The sequence below is a fragment of the Streptomyces sp. AC555_RSS877 genome (assembly GCF_019049245.1).
Lineage (GTDB): Bacteria > Actinomycetota > Actinomycetes > Streptomycetales > Streptomycetaceae > Streptomyces.
Genome location: NZ_JAGMUK010000001.1, coordinates 126,856 through 149,434 on the forward strand (window position 1 = coordinate 126,856; position 22,579 = coordinate 149,434).

At 69.0% G+C, this 22,579-nt stretch carries 27 protein-coding genes and 1 pseudogene; 15 read left to right on the forward strand and 13 right to left on the reverse strand.

Going from position 1 to position 22,579, the window contains the following annotated elements:
- The first annotated feature begins 772 nt into the window (after positions 1-772).
- Entirely contained in the window at positions 773-1,120 is a 348-nt protein-coding gene (locus KUM49_RS00530; protein ID WP_217234624.1) for a hypothetical protein, read from the forward strand.
- Positions 1,121-1,534: 414 nt separating this feature from the next.
- Positions 1,535-2,092, forward strand: coding sequence for an HDIG domain-containing metalloprotein (locus KUM49_RS00535; RefSeq protein ID WP_217234625.1), 558 nt, complete (start codon positions 1,535-1,537; stop codon positions 2,090-2,092).
- A gap of 221 nt (positions 2,093-2,313) precedes the next feature.
- On the opposite strand, the gene KUM49_RS00540 is transcribed toward KUM49_RS00535, so the two are convergent.
- Both KUM49_RS00540 and KUM49_RS00545 read right to left on the reverse strand, forming a co-directional pair.
- Positions 2,314-2,784, reverse strand: coding sequence for an NUDIX hydrolase (locus KUM49_RS00540; protein WP_217234626.1), 471 nt, complete (start codon positions 2,782-2,784; stop codon positions 2,314-2,316).
- A gap of 27 nt (positions 2,785-2,811) precedes the next feature.
- Complete coding sequence (locus KUM49_RS00545) at positions 2,812-3,543, reverse strand: XRE family transcriptional regulator (protein WP_217234627.1); 732 nt, start codon at positions 3,541-3,543, stop codon at positions 2,812-2,814.
- 157 nt (positions 3,544-3,700) lie between these two features.
- On the opposite strand from KUM49_RS00545, the gene KUM49_RS00550 reads away from it, so the two are divergent.
- The 12 genes from KUM49_RS00550 (at position 3,701) to KUM49_RS00605 (ending at position 11,499) form a co-directional block, all read left to right on the forward strand.
- Positions 3,701-4,054: a hypothetical protein gene (locus KUM49_RS00550; RefSeq protein ID WP_217234628.1), complete on the forward strand. Its 354-nt coding sequence runs from the start codon at positions 3,701-3,703 to the stop codon at positions 4,052-4,054.
- Between the two features lie 2 nt (positions 4,055-4,056).
- Positions 4,057-5,412 (forward strand): FtsK/SpoIIIE domain-containing protein, encoded by a 1,356-nt coding sequence (locus tag KUM49_RS00555; RefSeq protein WP_217234629.1) that lies wholly within the window; start codon positions 4,057-4,059, stop codon positions 5,410-5,412.
- Positions 5,413-5,496: 84 nt separating this feature from the next.
- On the forward strand, positions 5,497-6,198 hold the full coding sequence (locus KUM49_RS00560; RefSeq protein WP_217234630.1) for a DUF2637 domain-containing protein: 702 nt from the start codon (positions 5,497-5,499) through the stop codon (positions 6,196-6,198).
- Between the two features lie 20 nt (positions 6,199-6,218).
- Positions 6,219-6,401, forward strand: a complete 183-nt coding sequence (locus KUM49_RS00565) for a hypothetical protein (protein WP_217234631.1) — start codon at positions 6,219-6,221, stop codon at positions 6,399-6,401.
- A 5-nt stretch (positions 6,402-6,406) separates the two neighbouring features.
- The gene (locus KUM49_RS00570; RefSeq protein ID WP_062043666.1) at positions 6,407-6,598 is read left to right on the forward strand and encodes a mobile element transfer protein; all 192 of its coding nucleotides are present in this window, start codon (positions 6,407-6,409) and stop codon (positions 6,596-6,598) included.
- A gap of 13 nt (positions 6,599-6,611) precedes the next feature.
- Positions 6,612-6,767: a hypothetical protein gene (locus KUM49_RS00575; protein WP_217234632.1), complete on the forward strand. Its 156-nt coding sequence runs from the start codon at positions 6,612-6,614 to the stop codon at positions 6,765-6,767.
- Between the two features lie 24 nt (positions 6,768-6,791).
- Positions 6,792-7,112, forward strand: coding sequence for a SpdD-like protein (locus KUM49_RS00580; RefSeq protein ID WP_217234633.1), 321 nt, complete (start codon positions 6,792-6,794; stop codon positions 7,110-7,112).
- Positions 7,113-7,202: 90 nt separating this feature from the next.
- The gene (locus tag KUM49_RS00585; RefSeq protein WP_217234634.1) at positions 7,203-7,385 is read left to right on the forward strand and encodes a hypothetical protein; all 183 of its coding nucleotides are present in this window, start codon (positions 7,203-7,205) and stop codon (positions 7,383-7,385) included.
- Positions 7,378-8,757 (forward strand): replication initiator protein RepSA, encoded by a 1,380-nt coding sequence (gene repSA, locus KUM49_RS00590; protein ID WP_217234635.1) that lies wholly within the window; start codon positions 7,378-7,380, stop codon positions 8,755-8,757. The genes KUM49_RS00585 and repSA overlap by 8 nt, the downstream gene beginning before the upstream one ends.
- Entirely contained in the window at positions 8,754-8,951 is a 198-nt protein-coding gene (locus KUM49_RS00595; RefSeq protein ID WP_217234636.1) for a helix-turn-helix domain-containing protein, read from the forward strand. Before repSA ends, KUM49_RS00595 begins: the two co-directional genes overlap by 4 nt.
- Positions 8,951-10,186 carry a site-specific integrase gene (locus KUM49_RS00600; RefSeq protein WP_217234637.1) on the forward strand — a complete coding sequence of 412 codons (1,236 nt, stop codon included), beginning with the start codon at positions 8,951-8,953 and terminating at the stop codon, positions 10,184-10,186. Before KUM49_RS00595 ends, KUM49_RS00600 begins: the two co-directional genes overlap by 1 nt.
- A gap of 341 nt (positions 10,187-10,527) precedes the next feature.
- The gene (locus tag KUM49_RS00605; protein WP_217234638.1) at positions 10,528-11,499 is read left to right on the forward strand and encodes a GNAT family N-acetyltransferase; all 972 of its coding nucleotides are present in this window, start codon (positions 10,528-10,530) and stop codon (positions 11,497-11,499) included.
- A 45-nt stretch (positions 11,500-11,544) separates the two neighbouring features.
- Here KUM49_RS00605 and KUM49_RS00610 read toward each other — a convergent pair whose 3' ends face one another.
- From KUM49_RS00610 to rpsB, 6 genes are all read right to left on the reverse strand, one after another.
- Positions 11,545-11,991 (reverse strand): SRPBCC family protein, encoded by a 447-nt coding sequence (locus KUM49_RS00610; RefSeq protein ID WP_217234639.1) that lies wholly within the window; start codon positions 11,989-11,991, stop codon positions 11,545-11,547.
- A gap of 137 nt (positions 11,992-12,128) precedes the next feature.
- Positions 12,129-13,343: a phosphatidate cytidylyltransferase gene (locus KUM49_RS00615; protein WP_217234640.1), complete on the reverse strand. Its 1,215-nt coding sequence runs from the start codon at positions 13,341-13,343 to the stop codon at positions 12,129-12,131.
- Positions 13,343-13,900 (reverse strand): ribosome recycling factor, encoded by a 558-nt coding sequence (frr, locus tag KUM49_RS00620; RefSeq protein WP_217234641.1) that lies wholly within the window; start codon positions 13,898-13,900, stop codon positions 13,343-13,345. The genes KUM49_RS00615 and frr overlap by 1 nt, the downstream gene beginning before the upstream one ends.
- A 130-nt stretch (positions 13,901-14,030) precedes the next feature.
- Positions 14,031-14,789, reverse strand: a complete 759-nt coding sequence (pyrH, locus tag KUM49_RS00625) for a UMP kinase (protein ID WP_217234642.1) — start codon at positions 14,787-14,789, stop codon at positions 14,031-14,033.
- Positions 14,790-14,965: 176 nt separating this feature from the next.
- Entirely contained in the window at positions 14,966-15,802 is an 837-nt protein-coding gene (tsf, locus tag KUM49_RS00630; protein ID WP_217234643.1) for a translation elongation factor Ts, read from the reverse strand.
- 97 nt (positions 15,803-15,899) lie between these two features.
- Complete coding sequence (gene rpsB, locus KUM49_RS00635; protein ID WP_217234644.1) at positions 15,900-16,838, reverse strand: 30S ribosomal protein S2; 939 nt, start codon at positions 16,836-16,838, stop codon at positions 15,900-15,902.
- Between the two features lie 271 nt (positions 16,839-17,109).
- On the opposite strand from rpsB, the gene KUM49_RS00640 reads away from it, so the two are divergent.
- The gene (locus tag KUM49_RS00640) at positions 17,110-17,709 is read left to right on the forward strand and encodes a M23 family metallopeptidase (RefSeq protein ID WP_217234645.1); all 600 of its coding nucleotides are present in this window, start codon (positions 17,110-17,112) and stop codon (positions 17,707-17,709) included.
- A gap of 398 nt (positions 17,710-18,107) precedes the next feature.
- On the opposite strand, the gene KUM49_RS00645 is transcribed toward KUM49_RS00640, so the two are convergent.
- From KUM49_RS00645 to KUM49_RS00665, 5 genes and pseudogenes are all read right to left on the reverse strand, one after another.
- Positions 18,108-18,686 (reverse strand): TetR/AcrR family transcriptional regulator, encoded by a 579-nt coding sequence (locus tag KUM49_RS00645; protein WP_217234816.1) that lies wholly within the window; start codon positions 18,684-18,686, stop codon positions 18,108-18,110.
- Between the two features lie 83 nt (positions 18,687-18,769).
- Positions 18,770-19,612: an RNA polymerase sigma factor WhiG gene (gene whiG, locus KUM49_RS00650; protein ID WP_217234646.1), complete on the reverse strand. Its 843-nt coding sequence runs from the start codon at positions 19,610-19,612 to the stop codon at positions 18,770-18,772.
- A gap of 281 nt (positions 19,613-19,893) precedes the next feature.
- Positions 19,894-21,054, reverse strand: coding sequence for a DNA-processing protein DprA (gene dprA, locus KUM49_RS00655; RefSeq protein ID WP_217234647.1), 1,161 nt, complete (start codon positions 21,052-21,054; stop codon positions 19,894-19,896).
- Positions 21,051-21,569, reverse strand: a pseudogene (locus KUM49_RS00660) (ATP-binding protein); the annotation flags it as partial. The pseudogene KUM49_RS00660 and the gene dprA, both read right to left, overlap by 4 nt.
- Positions 21,570-21,704: 135 nt before the next feature.
- Positions 21,705-22,556 (reverse strand): hypothetical protein, encoded by an 852-nt coding sequence (locus tag KUM49_RS00665; RefSeq protein WP_217234648.1) that lies wholly within the window; start codon positions 22,554-22,556, stop codon positions 21,705-21,707.
- Between the last annotated feature and the right edge of the window lie 23 nt (positions 22,557-22,579).

Here is a 22,579-nt window from a genome sequence, read left to right on the forward strand (position 1 = left end):
GGGACCCCAGGCCAGAGCGGGGTGGGGGCGGTCACCCGTGGGTGGCATCTGTCAGCGTTGGTCGGCCTCGCACGGCCCAGGGACGGCCCGGGGGCTCGGCAGTACGTTCTGCTGCGCTCTCAACAGGTTGCGCGTGAAGGTCCTGTTACAGCACCATCCTCATACCTCATGTGAGGTGCGATGGATTGGAGCGACGAGGTTGAATAAATCTCTGCTCAGGGCGGGGGATTATGTCTGTCTACTCAGCGGTCGACGCCATCAGTACCTGGACAGCAATACCCTTTGCCGTGGGAGGGTTCGGCATTACGATCTGGCAAACCACCAAAGCCAAGAGGGCTGCAGAATTGGCGAGAGACGCGGCTCAAAGCGCACGGGAAGATGTCAGTAGAGCTTCGCTTCTTGTATTGATTCCTCAGCTCAATCATGCTGAAGATCAGCTCGAGAGATCGATCAGGGCTAGGTCGCTAGATTCCACCATTTCCTGGTTGTCCACGTGGCGCTGGCAAGCAGGACAGGTTAGAGGCCTACTCGACGGCCAAAACGGAAATAACGATACTCTAGCGAGTCTCCTTCAAGCGTCCATTACCGCTGCCACTTCCGCCAAGCTGCGGCTAGTCGACAGTAATTCACCAGATATCATCACCAGCACTAAGGCGGCGCGCCAAGCAGTGAGCAAAGTGACTAACGAGCTTGGTGCGCTTGCGGCGGCATACGGAACGCAGACGGGGAGTGGACAGGCGTGACAAGGAATTACGAATACCAGGTCGAGAAGATGATCAAGCTCATTTCTACACTCGCCGAGCGCACAGGTTCTGGAAATATCACATGGTCGATCACCACTCCCGTGAACGGACCACGCGGAACGGCAGAATGCTTCGGCGTTTCGCTACCTCACGGGTCCGTGGATGTTTGGAGTGAAGATAACGACGGACTCCACCCGTTCGGCTTTCGCCTCTACGGACCTGATGGGGAGATCGTCGAAACAATCACCACTACGCGCATTCTCGAAGATGAGCGGCCGCCCATTGAAGAATACATCGAAGACCTGTACGAAATCGTAAATCGCCAGGTCCGAAATGTCGACGACCTGCTGGATAGCCTGATTAGCGATTTGGAGTGAGTGCTGCGGTAGAACGGAGGTCGGCGGAGCGGCTTTGGGCTGGAGCTGTTTTGGGGCGAGTGATCATGGCCCCGTAAGCTTCCGGCGAGTCGGGCAGTCTGTGGACCTGCCCGTTAAAGCACGACGTTGGGGCCATGATCTTAGAGGCTCGCCCCAAAGTGGCTGCCTAAAGCCGTGGAGCCGACCGCCCCAGCCACAGAGGGTGTCTCCCACTTCATGCCCGCAGCTCGCGAGCGCGCCGCCGGGCGCGGCCAGCCGGGGCGGAGACAGGAGGCAGGCCGCGCCGCAGAGGCGGCGCGCGCCCGCGCCGTGCGCGGGCCTTGATGAAGTAGGGAAAGTTGTACCGCGCCCATGATCGAAACCGCTCGATCGTGCCCTGTCGGCTCACCACTCGTCTCGGCTACCGTTCCATGCATGCCTTCTGCACTGGACACGCCTCAGGGAGCGGCCGAACTCGCCGAGTCCCTGCTCCCCCAGCTCGGGAACCGCTGGCTGCACACACAGGCGGTGGCTGCTCGAGCTCAGGAAGCTGCTGCGGCTGTGTCCGAGGCTGACCGGGATCTCCTCGTCGCCGCAGCGTGGCTGCACGACGTCGGATACGCCCCCGAACTACGGGACACCGGATTCCATCCCCTCGACGGTGCCCGCCACCTGGAAACGCTGGGTGCGCCGGCGCGCCTCGTACAGCTCGTCGCCCACCACTCCGGGGCCGTGTACGAAGCTGAGCAGCGCGGGCTTTCGGCAGAGCTGGCCGTCTACGAGCGGGAGGACTCCCCCGTCCTCGATGCGCTGATCTTCGCTGACATGACGACCGGCCCCGCCGGGCAGTCCTTCGACTTCGACACGCGGATCGACGAGATTCTCGTCCGCTACGAGCCGGGCAGCGAGGTGCACAACGCGATCAGCAAGGCGCGACCGTACCTCGGTGCGGCTGTCGACCGGACGCGTAGCCGTCTTGGTGTCAGCTCCTGATCACTTGGTCAGTGCGAATGTCCGTGCTTGTGCAGTGCCGCGCTGGCGCGGAACCGCACACGTCCGCAGCGGTCCTTCTCCTCATCGGACGCGTCCGCGGGGCAGCAGCAGTGGCCAGACAGCCATCGCAGGTCGTCGGGGTCTAGCCAGAGTGACACTCGGCCCTTGGCCGCTTCCGTCGACGGGTCGGTTTCGTTCATGGCGGGACCATACCGAGGACATCAGCCGATGTAGGGCTCGGTCCGGCCGGCCAATCCGTGCTCGATCCGCATGCGCATCGACGGGTGGATGCTCAGCTCGTCCAACCTGCTCGGATCGACGAACGCCACTTCCTTGCTCTCGCTGCTCGTCCGCAGCTGGCCACCGACGATGCGGGCGTGGAAGCAGATGGAGAACTGCTGGCGGACCTCGCCGTCGTCGTACGCCATGACATGCCCCGGGTTCGTGTAGATCCCGACCAGGCCGGTCACCTCCACGTCGAACCCGGTCTCTTCCCTGGTCTCGCGTACAGCCGCGCCGGGGGCTGACTCGCCCAGATCGATGCCGCCTCCGGGCAGAGCCCACAGGTCGTTGTCGGTCTTGTGGATCAGCAAGACCTCTCCGGCCTCGTTGCGAGCCACGGCGGTCACGGAGGGAACGAGGCTGTTCGCCTTCGGGGCGTTCGGATCGTTGAAGTAGTCGACACGTGCCATGCCTTCAGCGTCGCATGCCGCTTCTTGCTACTCGGTCCGGCCCTGCTCCCATGCGTAGTCGAAGCTCCGCATGTAGTGCCGGAACGTCCGCGCCCCCGGCAGGTACTTGAAGTGCATCACTGGGTTCTGTCCTGCGGGAGCTCCAAGCACATGGGGGTTCACCAACACGTCGTCATCGAACCGGTAGATCGAGTTGTAGAGGATCGTGTCGTGCAGTCGGATCTCAACGCCGGGCGTCGCCATGGCGGGCTGGAGATACCGCCGAGTGATCCTCGCTCGCGCCGCGAGATCGTCGCCGATGCCCTCCTCTTCACCACGCTGGCGAACAGCCGCGGACTCCGGGTCGCCCAACAGGATGCGGACCTGGGCTCCGGCCTTCGCCTTCTCGGCCAACTGATCCGGCAGGTCCGGATGGCTGTCGAAGAGGAACAGTCCCGCGTACACCAGGACGTCGACCTGGTCCGTCGCCTTCTCAATCAGGGATGACCACAGCGGGACTGGGACTGCACCACGATGCGGGTAGTACGTGATCAGCTCCGACGCGCTCGCTTTCTCGGCCTGCTTCTCGACTGACGGCCAGAGATAGACCTCGTCGACTCCGAGGACGCTCGCGGCCTTCCAGCGGTGCCCCCGGTGGGGAGTTCGGTTGGTGGTGATCCAGCGCTCGACGCTCTTTGGGTCCACTCCGACGTGCTCGGCAACGGACTGGATCGTCTCGCCCTTCGCTGAAATCGCTGCACGTAGACGCTCGTTCGCCATGGCGTGCCCTCTCTCGGGACCCGTAGGGACGTTTTGACGATAACTCAGACGTCCCTAAACGTCCATACGGGCCGTGATGTGTCCACCCCTTCTCGCGGTCTCCTGGTCTCACCGACGGGACGTCGGTCAAAAACCCACTGCAGCAGGAGACAAGACGATGCGTCAGATTCCCGTGGACACCTCCAACGCGACCGTGATGATTGCCAAGGCTCCGCAGAAGAAGGTCAAGGACCGCCGGACGGGCGAGATCGCCCTCGACAAGGACGGCGTCACGCTGATGACGGTGGAGGTCATGTTCTCCACGCCGGATGAGGTGGAGATCCTCAAGCTCACCGTGCCGCAGCCCGGCGTGTCGGAGGAGCTGACCATGGGTACCCCGGTCGCCCTGACCGGTCTGGTCGCCTCGGCGTGGGAGAACGAGTTCAACGGGCAGAAGCGGCACGGGATCGCGTTCCGCGCGGTGGCGGTGACCTCGCTGGCCGGTGCGGCTTCGCAGTCCAAGGCTGCTTGATCATGACGTGGTTCATGGTCGCTCTGGTGCTGGTCGTCGCTGCCGCAGTGATCCTGCGGTGGCGGCGCCCCGCCTGGTACTGGCTGACCTTCGGCGTCACCCTCGCCACCCTGCGGGTCCTGGTCCGCTACGCCTCCGTCATGGACGCCTGCGGCCTGACCGTCCCGCCCTCCCGCTGGCGGCTCGCGCTCGCCCGGATGACCAACCGGCCCGTTCCCGAGTCCCGTCCGCCGCGCATCCTGCGGATCCGCCCGACCCGCACCGGCCTGGTCCTGCGGCTGGGCCTGCGCCCCGGCCAGGACGCCTTCGACGTCGCGGCGGCCTCGGACCGGCTGCGCCACTCCTTCAACCTGTACGGCGTCACCTCGCGTGAACTGCGCTCCGGTGTGGTCGAAGTACGGATGACGGGCTATGACGTCCTCAAGCGGGTGCAGATGCCCGCCCGGACCGACACCCGCCCCATGCGGGTCCCGGTCGCCCTGCGCGAGGACGGCGCTGTCCACTACCGCGACTACCGGGCCGTCCCGCACGGGCTCACCCTGGGCGCCACGGAATCCGGGAAGTCCGTCTACCAGCGCAACCTGGTCGCCGGTTTGGCTCCGCAGGATGTCGCCCTCGTGGGCATCGACTGCAAACAGGGCGTCGAGCTCTTCCCGCTGGCACGCCGGTTCTCCGCGCTCGCCGACAACCCGGACACCGCCCTCGACCTCCTGGAAGCCCTCGTCTCCCACATGGAGGACGTCTACCAGCTCATCCGCGCTCAGCAGCGCATCAGTGTCGCGATCCCGGATGCGGAGATCGCCGCCGACATCTGGGACCTGCCCGCCGACCTGCGCCCGGTCCCGGTGGTGGTCCTGGTCGACGAGGTGGCCGAACTCGCCTTGTTCGCCACCAAGGACGAGGAGAAGCGGCGGGACCGCATCATCACCGCTCTGGTGCGCCTGGCCCAGCTCGGCCGCGCCGCCGGCATCTATCTGGAGATCTGCGGGCAGCGCTTCGGCGCCGAACTCGGCAAGAGCATCACGATGCTCCGCTCCCAGCTCACCGGCCGGACCGCCCACCGCGTCAACGACGAGACCTCCGCCAACATGGCCTTCGCAGACATCTCCCCGGACGCGGTCCTGGCGGCCGTGCAGATCCCCACCGACATGCGCGGTGTCGCCATCGCCGGGGACTCCTCCGGCGGCTGGGCCCGCATCCGTGCCCCGCACACCTCGCTGCGTGAAGCCGTGAACATCTGCAACAAGCACGCCGACCGGGTCCCGGACCTGCCCGCCCTGGCAGCCTTCCGCCCCGCGATGGGCCCGCTGCCCTCGGCCCGTGTGCCGCTGTCCAAGACAGCCCCCGCCACCGCCTGAACCACCCCCGCTCCACCGGTCGGCGCGGCCGTCCTCGCGCCAGGTCCCTACCCCCGCCATGCCTCATCACCGGAAGGAGCCGTGATGGCCCGCCCCGCCCTCCGTGTCGACGCCGTGCTCGTCCAGGCCGTCATTGCCGGGGCACTGTCCTTCGCCCACCTCCACGACCTCGCCGCCGCTGCCGGACAAGACGGCTGGAAAGCCTGGGCCTACCCCATCTCGGTCGACCTGCTCCTGGTCGCCTCCTGGCGGCGCCTGCGCTCGGACGGTCCGTCCCGGCTGGCCTGGTGCTGGTTCGTGATCGCCCTGGTGGCCTCCCTCGGCGCCAACGTCGCCACCGCCGGACTCCTCAACCTCCAGCACGTACCGGCCTGGCTGCGCATCCTCGTCGCCGCCTGGCCCGCCCTGGCCTTCATGGGCGGCACCCTCCTCGCCCACTCCACCACCGACCACCCCGCACCCGAAGTGCCGGCCACCACACCCGAGCCCGACTCCGACCGCGAACCGGTCGCCTCGCCTGAGCCGGAAGCCACCCCGGCCGCAGTGACCGAGGTCCAGGAAACTCCCGCACTTGCAGCTGCTGAACCCGTCCCGACGCCGGAGTCCGCCACGGCTGCTCCTGCTGTCCCGGCTCCTTCGGTCCCGGCCGCGCTGGTCGACCACGCCCGCAAGGTCTCCGCCGACCACCAGGCCCGTACCGGATCGCCGATCGACACCGACACGCTGCGTGCCCGCCTCGGCGTCCCTCCGCAGCTGGCCGACGCCATCGCCGCCCAACTCGCCTGACCAAGAAGGGAGCAAGACCGATGCTGCGTGATCCCGCCGACCTGACCGTCGCCGACTACCTCGACGGTGCCCGCGAGATGGCCGCCGCCAACCGGCCCTACCTCGCCCACCTTCTCGCCGAGGAAGCCGCCCAGCGCACCACCGACCCGGCCACCGCCGCCGGTATCCGCGCCCAGTTCCCCGCCCCCACACGGAAGGACTGACCGACATGCCTGCCCGCGACCACTTCCACTCCGTCATGCGGATCGGCCCCGTGCAGATCGGCACCCACCGCGACCGCCACGGCCGCACCAAGCACGCCGCCGTGTGCACCAACGACCGCTGCGGCTGGTCCGCCGACTACTCCAGCCAGACCGCCGCCCAGCTCGCCGCCCGCACCCACCGCTGCACCGCCCGATAGGAGGCCACCACCCATGGAAGTCCCCCTCTGGTTCGCCCTCGCCGCCGTCGGCTACCTCGGCATCAAACTCATCCGCCCGCCGCTCTGGCTGGTCCTGGTCCTCCTCCTCGGCGGCTACCTCATCGCCGACAGCCTCCTCGCCCCCGTCATCGACACCGCCATCAAGTAACCACCGCTGAAAGGAGATCTGCTGATGTTCCGTCCCAAGCTCCCGGTCATGCCCCAGCCGACCGGCCTGATCACCCCGCCCGCAGCCGTCGAGCCGACCGCCGTCATCCAGCACCAGCCGACCACCCCGGTCGCTCCGGCCCCGGCTGCGGTGTCTGCCCGGCCCACCGTCCAGCTCACCCCCGGCGCCGTCGTCGCCCTCGTCGGTGGCGGCACGGCCGTGGTCCTGGTCGTCGGTGCCGTCCTGGTCTCGATGCTCCTCGCGGTCGCCATCACCGGCGCCTCGGTCGCCATCTGCGCCCTGGTCATCCGCTCACTCATCACCAGCGAAGCCAAGCGGTACTGACCGGCCCCCGGGCGGCCTCAACCGCCAAGCATCCGCCGCCCGGGAGCCCTGCCCCATTCCGAACCCGAAGAGCCGGAAGGAACCCCCAGCATGACGCAGCACACCACACCCCTGCCCCGGATCTGCCCCAACTGCGACGGGCACGCCTCCGCCGCCATCACCCTCGGCGGCCGCGACCAGCACGGCCACCTGCGCACCATCACCGCCCACTGCCCGGCCTGCCACGGCACCGGCACCCGCCCCGCCCGCACACGGGAGGGCGCCCGTGCCTGACCTTCTCCTCGACCCGGTCACCCTCGGCGATCTGCTGAGGGTGGCCTCGGCCGATGACTACGACCGCTGGCACGAACAGATCCGCCGCACCGGCGGCTGCGCCGACCCCATCCACCTCACCGGCTGGACCCTCGCCAAGGACAAGACCACCGGCGAGACCCTGCACCACTACTCCACCGAGTCCGAGCCCGGCGGGCGCCTGCGCGTCGCTTGCGGGAATCGCCGTGCCTCCCGCTGCCCGTCCTGCGCCTGGACGTACGCGGGCGACACCTACCACCTCATCCGCGCAGGCCTGGCCGGAGACGACCGCCGCGACATCCCCGCCACCGTCCGCGACCACCCCCGCGTCTTCGCCACCCTCACCGCCCCCTCCTTCGGCCCCGTCCACAACCGGCCCGACCGAGGCGTCTGCCGCTGCGGCACCCGCCACACCCCGGATGACCCGGCCCTCGGCACGGCGCTCGACCCGGGCACCTACGACTACGCGGGCGCCGTCCTCTTCAACAACCACGCCGGACAGCTCTGGCAGCGCTTCACCAACCGCCTCCGCCGCGAGATCGCAGCCCGCGCCGGCATCACCCAACGCGAACTCAAGGAAGCCGCCCGCGTCTCCTACGGCAAGGTTGCCGAGTTCCAGAAGCGCGGTGCCCTGCACTTCCATGCCGTGATCCGTATCGACGGCCCCGACGGCCCGGACACCCCGCCTCCGGCCTGGGCCACCGTGCAGCTGCTCGACGACGCGATCCACGCCGCTGCCGCCCACTCCTACACGTCGGTCTCGGTCCCGGCCTCCCATGACCAGCCCGCCCGCACCTTCCGCTGGGGCAAACAGCTCGACGTCCGACCGGTCAAGGCCTTCGGCGACGGCTCCGACATCACCGAACAGGCCGTCGCCTCATACGTCGCCAAATACGCCACCAAGGCCGCCGAGAACACGGGAACCCTCGACCGCCGCATCGGCGAACTCTCCGAACTCGACCGCCACCAGGTCCCCGACCACACCCGCCGCCTCATCGAAGCCTGCAAGACCCTCGACCCGCTCTACCCCGACCGCCGCATCTGGGCCTGGGCCCACATGCTCGGCTTCCGCGGCCACTTCTCCTCCAAGTCCCGCCGCTACTCCACCACCCTCGGCGAACTCCGCCAGGCCCGAGCCGACTTCCGCGCCGCCCAGGAACGCGAAGCCCTCGGCCTCGACGACGTCGAACCGGACACCGTCCTCGTCCTCGCCGACTGGCAATACGCCGGACACGGCCACACCCCCGGCGAATCCGCCCTCGCCGCCACCATCGCCCGCGACCTGCAACACAACCGCGAAACCGCCCGCGAAGCCCTACGCGACCAGTTCTCCACGGAAGGAACCACCGCATGACCGTCCGCACGCTCCCCGAGCGGTACCTGACTCCGGCCGATGTCGCCGACCTTCTCGGCATCCCGGTCGAGACGCTGTACCAGTGGCGGCGCAAGCGCACTGGTCCTCCGGCCTTCCGCGTGGGCAGGCATCTCCGCTACGACCCCGCACGGCTTCACCAGTGGATCGACGGTCTGACCGACGTGGCCGCCTGATGGCCGGACACGTCCAAGACCGCTGGTACAAGACCGAGCCGGGTCCGAACGGCAAGCCGGTCAAGGTCAAGACCGAGCGCTACGGCAACGGGCTCCGCTACCGCGCCCGGTACGTCGGCCCGGACGGCACCGAGAAGAGCAGGTCATTCCCAGACCGTCAGAAGCGCCGGGCGGAAGAGTGGCTGGCCGAGACGGCTGCCGACATGTCCCGTGGTCAGTACGTGGATCCGAAGGCGGCCCGGATCACGTTCCAGCAGTACGCGGAACGCTGGATCGCCGGTCAGACGACCGACCCGACCACCCGCATCGCCGTGGAAACGCGCCTCCGGCTGCACGCGTTCCCCCGCATCGGGGCCCGGCCGCTGGGGTCCTTCCGTCCGGTACACATCCGCGAGTTCGTGCGCGACCTCGAGCACGACCCGATGGCCGGCACCTACGCCCGCACCATCTACGCCAACGTCCGGGCGGTCCTGTCGGCCTCCGTCGATGACGGCCACCTCGCCCGGAATCCGTGCTCGGCGGCCTCCGTCCGCCCGCCCGCCATCTCCGCCGCCCGGGTCGTGCCCTGGCTCCCCTCCCAGGTGCGCGCGGTCCGCGACGCCCTCCCCGAGCGCTACCGGGCCATGGTCGACATCGGCAGCGGCTGCGGCCTCCGCCAGGGCGAGATCCTGGGCCTGGCCGAAGACGCTGTGCGACTCGACAGGGACACCCTTCGGGTCACCACGCAGGTCAAGCTGATCCGGGGCGTCGCCGTCTTCGCCCCGCCCAAGGGCAACAAGGAGCGAGACGTCCCGCTGCCGTCCTCCGTTGCCTCGGCCTTGCGGCGGCACGCCGAGAAGCACTCGCCCGTGGGAATCAAGCTGCCGTGGATGAGGCCGGACGGACCCCTCGTCGAGCGGCGTCTGATCTTCACCAACACCGCCGACGGGATCGTTTGGCGGAGCAACTTCAACATCCACGAGTGGAAGCCCGCTCTTGCCGCCGCCGGCCTTATCCCGACTCCCGAACCCGGCGAGCCGTACGCCTCCGCCCGGCAGCACGGAATGCACGCCCTGCGCCACTTCTACGCCTCGGTCCTCCTGGACGCGGGCGAGAGCATCAAGGCCGTGAGCGAGTACCTCGGGCACTCCGATCCGGCGATGACGCTGCGGGTGTACGCCCACCTGATGCCCACCAGTAACGAGCGAGCCCGCCGGGCCCTGGATGGTGTCTTCGGAACGGCCCAGGAGCCCTGACGGCCCAGAGACGGCCCACTGGGCGTAAGACGGCCCCCTACTGGCGACAAACGCGCTGGTAGGGGGCTTCTTCGCGCCTGCAGAACATGAGTTCTCCGGGTGCAGGCATAACCCTTCCAGTGTGGCAGATCAACTCTGGGGGCCCAGGCCAGAGCGGGGTGGGGGTGGTCACCTGTGGGTGGCGACTGTCAGGCGGCACCTGTCGGTATCGGTCATTTCGAGTGCCCTTCCACTGCCCGATACGGCCGGGAGGCACTCGTGTCCGGAGAACGCATGACCGTTCACCTCGCCCGCGGCGCACCTCCGTGGTGCGATGGAACGGGGGCAGAAAGGAGAGCGTGATGGTCCTACCAGCAGCGGAGCGCAAGAGTGGCGCGGCCCCGGTAACCGTCCGCCCGCTGGTTGAGGCGGACCTGGATCGGGCCGATGAGATCTGCAGGGCCGCCTTCGGGACCTTCCTGGGGGCACCTGATCCGTTCGGGACCGTCGACTACGTGCGCACCCGCTGGGCGGCCGATCCACAGGCGGCCTTCGCGGCGACGGTCGAGGGCGAAGTAGTGGGGTCGAACTTCGCCGCCGACTGGGGCAGCGTCGGGTTCTTCGGACCGCTGACCGTACGTCCGGATCTGTGGGACCAGGGCATCGGCAGACGTCTGATGGAGCCGGTCATCGACTGCTTCGACGCCTGGGGGAATCGCCACCTCGGCCTGTTCACCTTCGCGCACAGTCCCAAGCATCTCGAGCTCTACCGCCGGTACGGTTTCTGGCCTCGATACCTCACAGCCATCATGAAGAAGCAGGTCACAGACGGAGTCGCAGTCCCCGGCCGGGTGCTCTACGGCGAACTGCCCGCCGCCGAGCGACCCGACGCACTGAGCCTCTGTCGCGCACTGACCGGAGCCGTGTACGAGGGCCTGAGCCTGGAGCGCGAGATCGTGGCTGCGCACGCGCAGGGACTCGGTGACACCATCCTGCTCCATGGCGCCGGCCCCGAGCTCGACGGCCTGGCCGTCTGCCACTGCGGAGCCGGGTCGGAGGCCGGCATGGACGTGTGCTTCGTCAAATTCGGCGCCGTACGTCCTGGTCCGGAGGCCGCCGACCGGTTCGAGCGACTGCTCGACGCGTGCGAGCGGCTGGCCGCCGAGCGCGGGCTGGGGCAACTGGACGCCGGCACGAACCTGGGTCGCCCGGATGCCTACCGGCGCATGATCGACCGCGGTTTCCGCACCTGGTTGCAGGGCGTGACCATGCACAGGCCCAACGAACCCGGGTACAGCCACCCTGAAGCGTATGTGATCGACGACTGGCGTTGAGCGCGGTCCGCTGCTCCCCCTCCCCACCCAAGCCGGAACGCAGATTCACTCGGATTGCTCCAGCCGGTCCTTGAGCAGTTGCTTGTCGCGCGGGAGCTCCTTGCGCATCTGCGGACGGGCGACGAGAGGGACGAGGACCTTGCCGAGGCCGTGGCCTTCGAAGTCGATGTCGATCGTCACTCGGGAGCGTCGCCCCTCGTCGAGCGGTTCGATCGCACCGTGGACGCGCGGCCTGACGGGACCGTCGACACCGTGCAGGCCCCAGCTGTGCGGCGGGACGTGCTCGTCGAACTCCACAGTCATCGGCATCTCGCGGCTGCCGATACGCCGGAGGACCCGGACCTGGGAGCCCTCGTGCAGCGGACCCTTGTCGAGCCGGCGTGCGGAGACCGCGCTCAGTTGCCAGTCCGGCAGATGGGAGGTGTCCGTGACATACGTGTAGACGTCGTCGGGGCTGCGGTCGATGTCGATCACTTCTCGGATGGCGGACATGGCGCCCTCCTTCCAGAGTGAACCCGTTTGCGGGCTTATACCAGAATCGTCCCACTCGGCGGCCGGAGGGGCCATCGCCCGGAAACGCAAGAGGCCCCCGCCGAAGCGAGGGCCCTCACGAGAACGGCGTACGAGGATCAGCCGGAGCCGACGAAGATCACCATCAGCAGCCACACCACGGGAGCCGTCGGCAGGAGCGAGTCCAGACGGTCCATGATGCCGCCGTGTCCGGGGAGCAGGGTGCCCATGTCCTTGATGCCCAGGTCCCGCTTGATCATCGACTCGCCGAGGTCGCCCAGCGTGGCGCTGGCCGCGACCGCGAAGCCCAGCACCACGCCCTGCCACCAGGTGCCGTCGTCGATCAGGAACTCCATGGACAGCGCGCCCGCCACCATGGCGAAGCTCAGCGCGCCGAGCAGGCCCTCGCGGGTCTTGCCGGGGCTGATGCGCGGGGCGAGTTTGTGCTTGCCGAAGCGCCAGCCGATGGCATACGCCCCGGTGTCGCTGACGACGGTCAGGAGCAGGAACGTCAGTACGCGACGCGGGCCGTCGTCGGCGGTGAGCATCATGGCGACGAACGTGGCCAGGAACGGGACGTAGAAGGCCGCGAAGACGCCCGCGGTGACGTCCCTGAGGTAGCCCTCCGGCGGTTCCGTCATCCGCCAGACCAGGACGGCCAGCGCGGTGAGCGCCATCGCCACCCACGCGCCCTCGGCACCCCGGACGTACCCGGAGACGACCATGGCCGCGCCGCCGAGCGCGAGCGGGACAAGGGGCGCCTTGATGCCCTTGCGCTCCTCGAGCCGCTTGGTCAGCTCCCAGACGCCGACCACGACGGCGACCGCGATCACACCGACGAAAGCGGCCTTGACGACGAACAGCGACGCGACGATCACCACGCCCAGACCGACGCCGACCCCTATGGCCGCACTCAGGTCACGCCCCGCGCTCTTCTTCTGCGGCGCGGACGCCGGCTGCGAGGAGTCGGGCATGGGCTCCGGATTCTGCGGCGCCGTCCTGTGGGACGACGTCTGCGGCATGTCGTAAGGGCCGTAGGACGGGGCCTGCGGCGGGTCGTACGGCCGCGACTGCCGTACGTCGTACGGCGGCTGCGGCGTCTCGTCGCGGAACAAGGGGCCGCTCAGCCGAGCGGCCCCCCGGTCGTCATCCTGGTCTCCGCCATGTGCGGGTACGTCGGGCACGATGGGCATGGGGCGAGTCTGCTGCGCGTCATGCGCATCGTACGTGGGACCCGCCGGGTCGGCCCTCTGGACAGGCCCCTGGTCGGTGGGCTGCCAGTACCCGGCAGGTGGCCCGGCGTGTGGCGGAGAGCCCCAGGAAGAGTCGTTCATCAGACCTCGAGCAGCTCCGCTTCCTTGTGCTTGAGGAGCTCGTCCACCTGGGCGACGTACTTGTGGGTGGTGTCGTCGAGCTCCTTCTCCGCACGGCGGCCCTCGTCCTCGCCGACTTCGCCGTCCTTGACGAGCTTGTCGATGGAGTCCTTGGCCTTGCGGCGCACCGCGCGGATGGAGACCTTGCTGTCCTCGGCCTTGCTCCGGGCGACCTTGATGTAGTCGCGGCGGCGCTCCTCGGTGAGCTCGGGGAACACCACCCGGATGATGTTGCCGTCGTTGCTCGGGTTGACGCCCAGGTCGGAGTCGCGGATCGCCTGCTCGATGTTGCGCAGCGCGCTCTTGTCGAACGGGGTCACGACCGCCATGCGCGGCTCCGGCACAGAGAACGAAGCCAGCTGGTTGATCGGCGTCGGCGCGCCGTAGTAGTCGGCCACGATCTTGTTGAACATCGCCGGGTGCGCACGGCCGGTGCGGATCGCGGCGAAGTCCTCCTTGGCGACCACGACGGCCTTCTCCATCTTCTCCTCGGCCTCGAGGAGGGTCTCTTCGATCACCACTTGCTCCTGCGTGTCTTGAGTAGGCCCGGCCGCTGTTCCTTGGTGAGGGCGGCGGCCGGCTTCGTCGCGTCTTCTTCCTGCACGGTTCCCGACCGGCAGGACATTGTCCATCCCTCCGGTCGGGTCATCAGCCCTGGCTGACTTGGTCACCCACCAGCGTGCCGATCTTCTCACCCTTGACGGCGCGCGCGATATTGCCCTCGGCGAGAAGCTCGAACACCAGGATCGGGAGCTTGTTGTCGCGGCACAGCGTGACGGCGGTGGCGTCGGCGACCTTGAGGTCACGCGTGATGACCTCGCCGTAGCCGAGGGCGTCGAACTTGACCGCGTCGGGGTTGGTCTTCGGGTCGGAGTCGTAGACCCCGTCCACGCCGTTCTTGCCCATGAGGAGCGCCTCGGCGTCGATCTCCAGGGCGCGCTGGGCGGCGGTGGTGTCGGTCGAGAAGTACGGCATGCCCATACCGGCGCCGAAGATGACCACGCGGCCCTTCTCCAGGTGCCGGATGGCGCGCAGCGGGATGTACGGCTCGGCGACCTGCCCCATGGTGATGGCGGTCTGCACCCGGGACTGGATGCCCTCCTTCTCCAGGAAGTCCTGGAGGGCGAGGCAGTTCATGACGGTGCCGAGCATGCCCATGTAGTCGGACCGGGCACGGTCCATGCCTCGCTGCTGGAGTTCCGCGCCACGGAAGAAGTTGCCGCCGCCGATGACGACGGCGATCTCCGCGCCGTCCCGCACGACCGCCGCGATCTCACGGGCGATCTTGTGCACCACGTCGGGGTCGACGCCCAGGCCCCCGCCACCGGCGAACGCCTCTCCGGACAGCTTCAGCAGAAACCGCCCGCGTACTTTGCCGTCGTCGCTCTTCTGGGGCTTGGTGGTCATGGCGTTCTCCTCATGGTGCACATACGAGGAGGCCATTGCCGGCGGGGTGTCGTTCGCAACCCATGCGCGGCAATGGCCTCCTCGTCAGATCTGCTGTCGTCCGCCACACATGTGACGGCGTACGCGGACGACTGCTGCCGACCCTATCGGGGTCGCGCGTCGATCGCGGTACGGACTCAGATGCCGACCTTGATGCGCGAGAAGCGCTTCAGGGTGACACCCGCCTCGTCCAGAACCTTCTGGACGGACTTCTTGTTGTCCAGCGCGTACGGCTGGCCGAGCAGCGTGGCGTCCTTGAAGAAGCCGTTGAGGCGACCCTCGACGATCTTCGGCAGGGCGGCCTCGGGCTTGCCCTCGGCGCGGGTGGTCTCCTCGGCGACGCGGCGCTCGGACTCGACGACCTCGGCCGGAACGTCGTCCTTGGAGAGGTACTTCGGCGCGAAGGCGGCGATGTGCTGGGCGACGCCCTTGGCGATCTCGGCGTTGGGCTTGTCGAGCTCGACGAGGACACCGATCTGCGGCGGCAGGTCGGGCATCGTGCGGTGCATGTACGCCGTCACGAAGCCGTCGGAGAACTGCGAGAAGCGGTCCAGGACGATCTTCTCGCCCAGGTTGGCGTTGGCCTCGTCCACGAACGCCTGGACGGTCTTGCCGGGCTCGATCTCGGAGGCGAGCAGCGCCTCGAGGTCGGCCGGGGCGCTCTTGGCGACGTGCTCGGCGATCGCGGTGGCGACGGCCTGGAACTTGTCACCCTTGGCGACGAAGTCCGTCTCGCACTTCAGCTCGACGAGGACACCGGAGGAGTTGTCGTCGGCGATGATCGAGACCACGGCGCCGTTCTCGGCGGAGCGGCCCTCGCGCTTGGCGACGCCCTTCTGGCCCTTGATACGGAGCGCCTCGACGGCCTTCTCGACGTTGCCCTCGGCCTCGTCCAGCGCCTTCTTGCAGTCCATCATGCCGGCGCCGGTGAGCTCACGGAGCTTCTTGACGTCGGCGGCGGTGTAGTTCGCCATGATTCTGGAATCTCTCTCGAAGTCTGAAGGTCTACGGGCGCCGGACGGCGGGGGCTTCGTGGGCCCCCGCCGTCCGGAACCCGAAGGTCGTGAGGGGTCAGGCCTGCTCGGCGTCCACAGCGGGGGCCTCGGCGGCGGGGGCTTCGGCGGCAGCCTCGGCGGGGGCCTCAGCAGCGGCCTCGGCCGGCGCCTCGGCGGCGGGGGCCTCGGCCTCAGCGGCAGGGGCCTCGGCAGCGGCGGGGGCCTCGGCCTCGTCGGCCTTCTTCTCGCCCTCGAGCAGGTCGCGCTCCCACGCGGCCAGCGGCTCGCCCGCGGCCTTGTCGCCCTTGCCCTCGGTGGCGACACCGGAGCGGGAGATGAGGCCCTCGGCGACCGCGTCCGCGATCACACGGGTGAGCAGCGTGACGGAGCGGATCGCGTCGTCGTTGCCGGGGATCTTGTAGTCGACCTCGTCGGGGTCGCAGTTGGTGTCGAGGATGGCGACGACCGGGATGTTGAGCTTCCGGGCCTCGCCGACCGCGATGTGCTCCTTCTTGGTGTCCACGATCCAGACGGCGCTGGGAACCTTGGACATCTCGCGGATACCGCCGAGGGTCTTCTCCAGCTTGGCCTTCTCGCGCGAGAGCACGAGAAGCTCCTTCTTGGTCAGACCGGACGCGGCGACGTCCTCGAAGTCGATCTGCTCGAGCTCCTTGAGGCGCTGCAGACGCTTGTAGACGGTCGAGAAGTTGGTGAGCATGCCGCCCAGCCAGCGCTGGTTGACGTAGGGCATGCCGACGCGGGTGGCCTGCTCGGCGATGGCCTCCTGCGCCTGCTTCTTCGTGCCGACGAACATGACCGTGCCGCCGTGGGCGACGGTCTCCTTGACGAACTCGTAGGCGCGGTCGATGTACGACAGCGACTGGAGCAGGTCGATGATGTAGATGCCGTTGCGCTCCGTGAAGATGAACCGCTTCATCTTCGGGTTCCAACGACGGGTCTGGTGACCGAAGTGGACGCCGCTTTCCAGCAGCTCCCGCATCGTGACGACGGCCATGGCCGTTCTCCTTGAATTTCTCGGTTGTGCCGCGGGTACCGGCGGTACCCGCGCCTGACGCCCGCGATGCGCCTTGCCGCTAGGGACCGAGAGGCGCTGACACCGGCTGTTTGACGGCCTGATGTCGGGGCGTGCGAAGTCGACCCGGTGACCCGGATCGCCAGAAGAAGTGTACGGGACCCGCGAGGCACCGGGTGACGCCGCTGTCCACAACCGGGGAGTGGTCCACAGGCCCCGGCCACGATCTAGGCGGGTGCGGGACGGTTCTCGCATGCGAGCGATGCGATGTGTGCGATGCGCGGGTCCGTGGACGGGGTTGCTGCTGCTTCTCACAGCGACGGTGCTGATCTGCGCGCCCGCGCCGAGCAGCCGACCGGCCCCTTTCGGCCCGACGGCCACGGACACCTCCGTCCCGCCCCTCGGCCGCACCTGGCCCGTGGGCACCCGACCACCGGTCATCCGGGGCTGGGAACCCCCGGCGACGGCGTACGGCCGCGGCCACCGAGGCATCGACCTCGCGGCCGCCCCCGGCACACCGGTACGAGCGGTGGCGGCGGGCCGGGTCTCCTTCGCGGGCCGGGTGGCGGGCAAGGGGGTCGTCTCGGTGGAGCTGCCGGGGACGGGCGCCCCACCGCTGCGAACGACGTACGAGCCGGTACGGGCGTCGGTGAAGAAGGGTGAGGAGGTGGCGGCGGGCGAGGTGGTGGGCACGGTGGAACCGACCGGCTCCCACTGCACGCGCACGTGCGTGCACTGGGGCCTGAGAAGGGGCGACACCTACCTGGACCCGCTCTCCTTGCTGCCTCCGTGGCTGCTCACCGGTAGACCGTCGCGACTTCTTCCGGTGATCGGCGTACCGATGCCGTCATGACCAGCCGCCATGACTGCCGACAGCCGACGCCGTTCGTCGTGAGCTCGCGAGCAGCCATACCGCCGAGACGAACGGGCAAACGCGGGCGACACGGGTGGGCGCGGGCGGCACGCGTGGTGCTGCTGCGCGCTGCTCGCGCCGACGAGGGCGGAGGTCACCGGCCCCGCGCACGCCCGGACGCGACCGACACCCCACTGACGCCCGGCCGCTGTCCGCGGGCAGTCGTGCCGACGAGGCGAACGGCCACACGCGGGCGGCACGCACGGACGCGGGCGGCACCCCGCCGGCGCCGGGCCGCGGTCCGCGGGCAGTCGTGCCGCTGGGGCGGCACGGGTGGGCGCGGGCGGCACCTCGGCAGCGCCGGGCCATGCGACTCACCCCGCCGGCCACGGCCGACGTCAGCCCTGGACGCGGCCGACGTCAGCCTGGACGCCCCGCAGCGCCATGGAAACCGCCGCCTCCGTGATCACCGAAGGCTCCTCCGCCGCTCCCAGCTCGATCCGCCGCACAGCCGCGTCCACAACCCCCTGCAGCAGCATCGCCGCCATCCGAGGCTGCGCGTGCCCCATCTCCGCCAACGCCTCGACGATCATCGCCACGAGCCCGCCGTGCGCGGCCCGGATCTTCTCCCGGGCCCCCGCGTCCAGCTCACTCGCGGAGATCGCCACCACAGCCCGGTGACGCCGGTCCCCGACCAGCGCCAACTGCTGCCGCACATACGCCTCGACCTTGCCCTCGGGCGCCTGGGCCCGCTCCATCGCCGACGACACCTCCGCCGCCCAGACGGGGAAGTCGACCTCGCACAGCTCCTCGACCACGGCGGCCCGCGACCGGAAATACTCGTACACCGACGACCGCGCGAGCCCCGTCCGCTCGGCGAGGGCCGGGAAGGTCAGCGCCTCCGTCCCACCCTCGGACAACAGGGAACGAGCCGCGTCCAGCAGGGCGGCTCGCTGCATCGACCGGTGCTCGGCCACGGAGGCCGCTCGAATCCTTGGCACTCAACCACTCTACGGACGGACCACCGCCGACGGGAACGACTCCCCCTCGCCTCGCCGCCTCAGCGACCGAAACTCGCCAGCTTCGCCCGCAGCTGGAGCACCGACTTGGTGTGGATCTGACTCACCCGGCTCTCGGTCACCCCCAGCACGTTCCCGATCTCGGCGAGCGTGAGCCCTTCGTAGTAGTAGAGCGTCACCACGGTCTTCTCCCGCTCGGGCAGCGTGTTGATCGCCCGTGCCAGGAACCGCCGCAGCTCCCGGTCCTCGGCCACCTCCACGGGGTTGTCCGCGGCGGTGTCCTCCAGCGTGTCCATGAGGCTCAGCCGGTCGCCGCCCTCACCGCCGACGTGCAGCAGCTCCTCCAGGGCCACCACGTTGGCCAGCGACAACTGACTGAAGACCGCGTGGAGGTCGTCGACCGCGATGCCCATCTCGGCGGCCACCTCCCCCTCGCTCGGCGTCCGCCGCAGCCGCGCCTCCAGCGTGGCGTACGCCCGCTCGACGTTGCGCGCCTTCTGCCGCACGGACCTCGGGATCCAGTCCAGCGCCCGCAGTTCGTCGATCATCGCGCCTCGGATCCGCGTGATCGCGTACGTCTCGAACTTGATCTCCCGGTCGACGTCGAACTTCTCGATCGCGTCGATGAGTCCGAAGACCCCCGAGGACACGAAATCCGCCTGCTCCACGTTGGGCGGCAGGCCGACGCTCACCCGTCCCGCCACGTACTTCACGAGGGGCGAGTAGTGCAGGATCAGCTGCTCGCGCAACCGCTCGTCCCCCGTCGCCTTGTACGACCGCCACAACTCGTCGAGCGTCGAGGGAGCGGGCGGCCGCACGCTGCCACCCTCGCGGGCGGCTGGGGGGATCGCCGCCCGGTCGGACCCGGAGGTGTGCTGGGGCATTCGTCGCCTTGTGCCGTTCTGCCGTGATGTGGGGGTGCCTGGGTGAGCTGTCGGACTGATGCCGTTCTGATGTCGAGTCGCCTGTCTGTGACGGAATCCACGTGAGCGTAGCGTGACTGTAGCGTCGCAGTGCGCGAACGGCGTGCCTCGCACTGTGCGCAGATACGTTCCGCTGCTGCCCCACCGCGTCGCACCCGTCGCTCTGAGTGATCATCGAATCGCGTCAACTGCGGGGATTTCCAAGGGCGTCAGGGTTCCCCCGGACGGCCGAACACGCTCGGTCAGCACCCGCGTCCGTCACCGCCCGCTGAGATCATTGCCTGGCGTGTCAACTTCCAGCCGTCGCCGTGTCGTTCGACGTAACCAAGTGCTCGGAGTTCGTACAGTCTCGCGACCGCGTCGTCCCGGGTCGTCAGCGCGCCGCGCGCGATCTCGTCCGGCGTCGCCGCGCGGTGACCGGGCAGCGCGGCCAGGACCCGCCGTGCCGCCGCGTCGAGGAGGTCGCGCGGCAGCACAGGGCCGCGCCGGTCCGGGGCCAGCTCCCCCATGTCACCGACCAGTTCGACCACTTCCGCGGCGTCGGTGGTCAGTACCGCCTCTCCGCGCAGCAACTCGTGCACTCCGGCGGACAGGCCGCTGGTGGCCGGTCCGGGCACGCCCATGGTGTGGCGGCCCAGCCGCTGTGCCGCACGTGCCGTGACCAGCGAACCGCTGCGATGGGCGGCCTCGATGACGACGGTGCCTCGGGTGAGCGCGGCGATCACCCGGTTCCGCAGCACGAATCTGCTCGGTGTCGGGTGGTCGCCGGGCGGCAACTCCCCGATGACCAGGCCCTGTTCCGCGATCCTGGTGATCAACTGGGTGTGCCCGCGCGGATAGGGCCGGTCCACCCCGCAGGCCAGTACTGCGACGGTTGCACCGCCGGCGCCGAGGGCCCCGCGGTGGGCGGCGCCGTCGATTCCGTAGGCACCGCCGGACACCACGACCCAGCCGCGTTCGGCGAGGTCCGCGGCGAGGGTGGCCGCCATGTGGGCGCCGTATTCGGTGCAGGCGCGGGCGCCCACGACGGCCACCGACCGGAGGGCCCACATCCGCAGACTGGGCCTTCCCCGCACCCACAGCCCCAGCGGGCGGGCGTCCCCCAGGTCGTCGAGCTGCCCCGGCCACTCGCCGTCGCCCGGACCGACGAACCGCACACCGGCCTCCCGCGCGACGGCGAGATCCCGCCCGGGCTCGGCCCCCGCGACCCGGCCGACCAGCCCGGCCCACCGCTTGTCACTCACCCCCGGCAACGGCATCTCACCGTCCCGCAACCGCCGGACCACCTCCCCCACGCCGTACTCCCGCACCCACCGCCCGGCGACCTCGTCGCCGGGCTCGACGACCCGAGTGAGGAAGACCCGTCCGAGCAGCTCACCGTCCGGGTCGTCGCCGATGTTCATGTCAGCGCTCCGATGGCCATGGGCACGCCCCGTGGCACTCCCGTACGCAGTTGCAGCGCCAGGGCGACGTCCGTCGCGTCCGGACGGTCGTGACCGACGAGGTCCGCGACGGTCCAGGCCACGCGCAGCACCCGGTCGAGCCCGCGAGCGGTCAGCACGCCCCGCTCCAGGTTGCGCTCCGCGTCGTCCATGGCACCGGCCACGGCATGCCAGCGGCTGCGCAGCTCGCGTCCGGGAACGTCGCTGTTGGTGCGCCACGGAGTACCGGCGAGACGGGCCACCGCTCGCTCCCTGGCCTCCCGGACCCGGTCGGCCACCGTGGCCGTGGACTCACCCCGGGCGCCCCGCTCGGTCAGCTGGGCACGGGTGACCCGGTCCACCTCGACCCGCAGGTCGACCCGGTCGAGGAGAGGGCCGGACAGCCTGGCCTGGTAGCGCCGGATCGAGGAGGGCGGGCAGTCACACAGGTCGTCCGTCTGGGAGAAGCGGCCGCAGGGGCACGGGTTGGCCGCCAGCTTGTGGCCGCCGTTTAGAACTGACCACTGACCGTCTGCAGGCGAAGCTGCAGACGGTCTAGAGCCCACTATCACGTCTCAGCCCCCGGCGACGGAGTCGGCCGGGGGGGTGCATCAACGAGGTCGGCGGTCGGGTCAGAGTCCAGCGTGCTGAAGCAACCTTCGGACAATGCTGGTGATGATCAGCATTCTGAAGCGCGCCTCGTCCGCGTTGGAACGGCCGGGGTGGGGGCCCTCCGGGTGCGAGATGTCCCAGGCCCCCTGCATGAGGCGGCCCCACTTTTCGGGGACGACCTTCTTCTGGTCGACCATGAAAGTGATGGCGTTGCCGCCTGAGGTGCCCGTGTAGCCGTACTTCTGCGCGACTCGAAAGGTCACGTCTTCGAGCATCGGGCGGAGGGCACCGTTACTGGCCTCGTAGTTGTGGTGGTTGAGGTTGTCGACAGCCTGCTTGTAGTGGTTGAGGGCGACCTCGAAGCCGGCGGCGTCAAGCTGCGCCTCCAAGGCGCTGATCTCCCCACCCATCTCGGTGCCCGCGGCTTCGGTCGGGCGGATGTGATAAACGACGGGCCCCCTGTCGATCTCGATCCAGCTGTCGGAGCCGGTGTCCGTCCGGATGGTCGGGTCGTCCCACTGGAGGTCGTAGCCATCCGCGAGGAGGGCTTCCTTGAGCTGGAACAGCAGACTCTCCGGGCCCAGCTCATCGGGGCTCCGGAAGCCGCTCGTCTGCTCCTTGGCGAACATGAGCAGGCCGCGGTGGGCGTCCTTGTCACCTTTCTGTGCCGCCCGCCGGGCGGCCATCAGGACCGTCTGGACGAGCCTCTCCTTGGAGGACGTCACGGTGATGAACCGATCGAGGTTGGCGGCGAGCAAGCTTGTGTTGATCTCCTTCATCGTTCGCTCGATAGCGATCTTGGTGAGAACGGCCAGAGTGGGACTCGAGAGGGTCTGCATCACAGCGAGACATCCTCGGGGGCCGACGGTCATTCCGTCCCGTGGATTTCCGAGAT